The organism is Acidovorax sp. LjRoot204, from assembly GCF_056175785.1.
In genome coordinates this window covers 1-4,892 of record NZ_JBGFFF010000238.1, presented here as the reverse complement: position 1 = coordinate 4,892, position 4,892 = coordinate 1, and the positions used below count along the sequence as shown (strand labels likewise).

At 65.0% G+C, this 4,892-nt stretch carries 4 protein-coding genes; 1 reads left to right on the top strand and 3 read right to left on the bottom strand.

Features of this window, described 5'->3' with window-relative positions; all coding sequences use genetic code 11:
- The 3 genes from AC04MI_RS23470 to AC04MI_RS23460 form a co-directional block, all read right to left on the bottom strand.
- Positions 1 to 636 (bottom strand): NAD(P)/FAD-dependent oxidoreductase (locus tag AC04MI_RS23470; RefSeq protein WP_476498839.1); only part of this gene is annotated, 636 nt, incomplete at its 3' end.
- 25 nt (positions 637 to 661) lie between these two features.
- Positions 662 to 1,597: a 4-hydroxyproline epimerase gene (locus AC04MI_RS23465; RefSeq protein WP_476498838.1), complete on the bottom strand. Its 936-nt coding sequence runs from the start codon at positions 1,595 to 1,597 to the stop codon at positions 662 to 664.
- Between the two features lie 37 nt (positions 1,598 to 1,634).
- On the bottom strand, positions 1,635 to 2,552 hold the full coding sequence (locus AC04MI_RS23460) for a dihydrodipicolinate synthase family protein (RefSeq protein WP_476498837.1): 918 nt from the start codon (positions 2,550 to 2,552) through the stop codon (positions 1,635 to 1,637).
- Positions 2,553 to 2,807: 255 nt separating this feature from the next.
- Here AC04MI_RS23460 and alaS point away from each other — a divergent pair.
- Positions 2,808 to 4,892, top strand: a 2,085-nt coding sequence (alaS, locus tag AC04MI_RS23455; protein WP_476498836.1) for an alanine--tRNA ligase, incomplete at its 3' end; no start/stop codon positions are given.

The window sequence follows — 4,892 nt, the reverse complement described above, 5'->3', positions numbered from 1 at the left end:
GCCCTTTTTGGGGCGCAGCGGCAGGCCGGGGCACAGCTGCGGGGCGTGGATGCCGCTGGCCAGCACAATGGCGCCTGCGCTGCGCTGGCTTCCGTCGCGCAGGGTGACGGTGTGGCCGTCGATCTGCATCGCTTCAGCCTGCTCCAACACAAGGCGTCCGTGGGCTGCGGCCTGGTCCAGCAGCCACTGGGCCGCGAGCGGGGCATAGACCACGCTGTCCCCCTGCACCTTGAGCGCACCCGCCAGACCGGGGCGCAGTGCGGGTTCTGCGCGGGACAGGGCGGCCGCGTCGAGCATGTCGCAGGCGATTCCGTGTGCTTGCAGGGTGCTGCGTTTGTCATGGGCCGCCTGCAGCTCTGCATCGTTGGCGGCCAGCCAGAGCGTGCCGCAGGGCGTGAACGCACAGCCCGCATCCATGTGGGGTGCCCAGGTGTGCCAGAGGTCCAGCGATGTCTGGCTCAGCGCCAGTTCTGCCGGGTTGTCATCCATCACCACCAGATGGCCCATGCCCGCCGCCGTGGCACCGCCGAGGCGCGCATCGATGACACGTACCGATAGCCCGGCCGACACCAGCGCATGGGCGCAGGCGGCGCCCACGATGCCAGCGCCAATCACAAGGACATCGGTGTGTTGCATGTGGCGCGGGTGCAGCAGGGTCGGGTTAAAGCCGGATGCCCCAGCCAAAGGGGTCCTTGTCTTCAATCAGCAAAGTAGCGTCGGCGCAAATGTGCGCGCGGCCCCGCAAGGTGGGGATGACCGTGCCATCGTCCTGCAGCGTGTAGCTGGCCTCGAACTGGCTGCCAATGATGCTGGCCTGGCGCCAGAGTGCGCCCGGTGCGAGCTTGCCGTCAGCCGCCAGGCAGGCCACCTTGGCGCTGGTACCCGTGCCGCAGGGCGAGCGGTCATAGGCCTTGCCGGGACACAGCACATAGTTACGGCTGTCGGCCTGGTCGTCTTCGGCAAACAGCTCGATGTGGTCTATCTCGCCGCCGTTGTCGCCCCGAATGCCCTGGTCTTTGAGGGCTTGCTGCACGGCGCAGCTGTAGGCCATCAACGCCTCCAGGTTGTCGCTGGCTACACGCTGGCCGTGGTCGGAGATCAGGAAGAACCAGTTGCCGCCCCAGGCCACATCGCCCACCACGCGGCCATGGCCGGGCACGTCCACCGCCAGCTGATGATGCAGCCGGTAGGCCGGCACGTTGCGCACGCTGACAGAGCCATCGGGGTGCAGGGTGGTGGTGACGGTGCCCACCGGGGTTTCGATGCGGTGCTCGCCAGGGGTGATGCGGCCCAGGTAGGCGAGCGACGCGATCAGCCCGATGGTGCCGTGTCCACACATGCCCAGGTAGCCGCTGTTGTTGAAGAAGATCACGCCCGCTGCGTTGGCGGGATCTTGCGGCGCGCAGAGCAGCGCCCCCACCACCACGTCGCTGCCACGCGGCTCCAGCACGGTGGCGGCCCGCCAGGCATCGTGGCGCTCRGCCAGCAGCGCRCGSCGCTCGGCCATGGTGCCGGYGCCCAKGTCGGGAAAACCGTCGATGACAAGCCGGGTGGGCTCGCCACCGGTGTGGGAGTCGATCACGTGGATGCGTTGCATGGTGCTCTGGTGGTGGTGAAGTACGGCGCTCAGTGTCTCAGGCGACAGACTGGTATTTTGTAGGGCGCGTGGCCAGGGCCTTGCGCACCACACTCTCGACAAATGCGCGTTCGTCGCCCACCAGGGGCAGGCGGGGGCGGCGCATGTGYTCGSTGCCCACACCCACCAGCGCATCGATGAGCTTGAGGTTCTGCACGAGCTTGTTAGACACATCCAGGTGCAGCATSGGCGTCATCCACTGGTAGAGCKKCAGCGCCTCGGCRAAKYKGCCYGCYTTCATCAGGTCGTACAGCGCCACSGTYTCGCGCGGGAAGGCGCAGCCCACGCCGGCCAGCAGGCCGTCGCATCCCAGGGCCAGGCCTTCGTAGGCCAGGTCGTCCACGCCCAGGAAGAGCTGGTATCGGTCACCCACGGTGTTGCGCAGGTCGGTGATGCGGCGGATGTCGCCGGTGCTTTCCTTGATGGCGGCGATCCACTCGCAGTCGGCCAGCTCCACCATGTGCTCGGGTTTCAGGTCCACGCGGTAGGCCACAGGGTTGTTGTAGACCATCAGGGGGCGCTGGGCGGCACCCGCCATGGCGCGCACATTGRSCATGGCYTCGCGSGCRTCGGCCACGTAGATCACCGAGGGCATSACCATGTAGCCGGCSACRCCGAGCTTGTTGSCSCCGTCGATGTAGCGCAGTGCCTCGCGGGTGCTGGTTTCGGACACGTTGGCGAGCACTGGTACGCGGCCGTCAGCGGCTTCGAGGGCGATCTTGGCAACCTGGAGCTTTTCCTCCAGTGTGAGGGTGCTGGCTTCGCCGAGAGAACCGCAGGTGACCAGCCCGTGGATGCCGTTGCGGATCTGGAAGTCGATGTGGCGSGCKGTGCCYTCGGCRTCGATGSAYTCGTCGGCGTGGAACTTGGTGGTGATGGCAGGGAAGATGCCTTGCCAGCGGGGTTGTGGGTTCACGAGGGGCTCCTTGGATCGGTGGGTGGGTTGCAGTTATTAATATATTAACAAGATATTTAAAGCGCGCAAGCGAATTTTTCAGCATTCGTTGGCGCATGGATCGGAGGCGTCTGTCCCCGCCCTGTCGCCCTCCCGCCACGGACCGCCAGACTGCAAACCTATAATGAAAGGTTGGTCCCCATAGGGGCAGCGACAGGCAGCGCGCAGGCGCGGGTCCTGCGGCCTGCCTGCTGCGTGCAACCACTCCACAACACCATGAGCACTCCCACTTTTTCTGTCGCTGACATCCGCAAGTCCTTCCTGGACTTCTTCGTCTCCAAGGGCCACACCGTGGTGCCGTCGAGCCCTCTGGTGCCTGGCAACGACCCCACGCTGATGTTCACCAACTCGGGCATGGTGCAGTTCAAGGACGTGTTCCTGGGCACCGATAAGCGCTCGTACAACCGGGCGGTGTCGGTTCAGGCCTGCCTGCGTGCGGGTGGCAAGCACAACGACCTGGARAACGTGGGCTACACCGCGCGCCACCACACCTTCTTYGARATGCTGGGCAACTGGWSSTTYGGCGACTACTTCAAGCGSGAATCGCTCAMSTGGGCCTKSGAGCTGCTGACCRAGGTCTACAAGCTGCCGCCAGAGCGCCTGCTGGCCACGGTCTACCASGAAGACGACGAGGCCTACGACATCTGGACCAAGGAMATCGGYYTGCCRCCCGAGCGCGTGRTSCGCATCGGCGACAACAAGGGCGGCCGCTACAAGTCCGACAACTTCTGGATGATGGCCGACACCGGCCCCTGCGGCCCCTGCAGCGAAATCTTCTATGACCACGGCCCGCACATTGCAGGCGGCCCTCCCGGCAGCCCCGATGAAGACGGCGACCGCTTCATCGAGATCTGGAACAACGTGTTCATGCAGTTCAACATGGACGAGACGGGTGCCGTGACCCCGCTGCCCGCACCCTGCGTAGACACCGGCATGGGCCTGGAGCGCCTTGCAGCCATCCTGCAGCACGTGCACAGCAACTACGAGATCGACCTGTTCGACGCGCTCATCAAGGCCGCCGGCCGCGAGACCGGCGTGACGGACCTCAACAACAAGAGCCTGCGTGTGATTGCCGACCACATCCGCGCAACCGCCTTCCTGGTGAGCGATGGTGTGATCCCCAGCAACGAAGGCCGTGGCTACGTGCAGCGCCGCATCGTGCGCCGTGCCATCCGCCACGGGTACAAGCTGGGCAAGAAGACCCCGTTCTTCCACAAGTTGGTGGCCGATCTGGTGCGCCTGATGGGTGACGCCTACCCCTCCCTGCGCGCGCAGGAGCAGCGCATCACCGAGGTGCTCAAGGTGGAAGAAGAGCGCTTCTTCGAAACGCTGGCCAACGGCATGGAAATTCTGGACGCGGCCCTAGACGGCGGCGCCAAGGTGCTGCCTGGCGACGTCGCGTTCAAGCTGCACGATACCTATGGCTTCCCGCTCGACCTGACCAACGACGTGTGCCGCGAACGCGACGTGGAAGTGGACGAGGCAGGCTTCAAGACCGCCATGGAAAAGCAGAAGGCCCAGGCCCGCGCTGCTGGCAAGTTCAAGATGGACAAGGCGCTGGAGTACACCGGTGACGCCAACCAGTTCACGGGCTACGAACACCTCGCAGAGACTGCAAAAATCGTAGCAATCTATGTAGACGGTACTAGCGCTGCAGCACTGAAAGCCGGCCAAAACGGCGTGGTGGTGCTGGACACGACCCCGTTCTACGCCGAAAGCGGCGGCCAGGTGGGTGACGAAGGTGTCATCACCAGCGGCTCGGCCCGTTTTGCGGTGGGCGATACGCTCAAGATCAAGGCCGATGTGTTTGGCCACCATGGCATGCTCGAAGAGGGCACACTGAACGTGGGTGACACGGTGCAGGCCCAGGTGAACACCGCCGTGCGCGCTGCCACCATGCGCAACCACTCGGTCACGCACATCATGCACAAGGCCTTGCGCGAAGTGCTGGGCAGCCATGTGCAGCAAAAGGGCAGCCTGGTCAATGCCGACCGCACGCGCTTCGACTTCACACACAACGGCGCCGTGACGGCGGCTGAAATCCGCGAGATCGAACGCCGTGTGAACGAAGAAATCCTGGCCAACCAGCCCACGCAAGCGCGCGTGATGGACATCGAGTCGGCCCAGAAGACCGGCGCCATGATGCTGTTTGGCGAGAAGTACGGCGAAACCGTGCGCGTGCTCGACATCGGCACCAGCCGCGAACTGTGTGGCGGCACACACGTGCAGCGCACGGGCGACATCGGCCTGTTCAAGGTGGTGGGCGAGGGTGGCGTGGCTGCTGGCATCCGCCGCATTGAG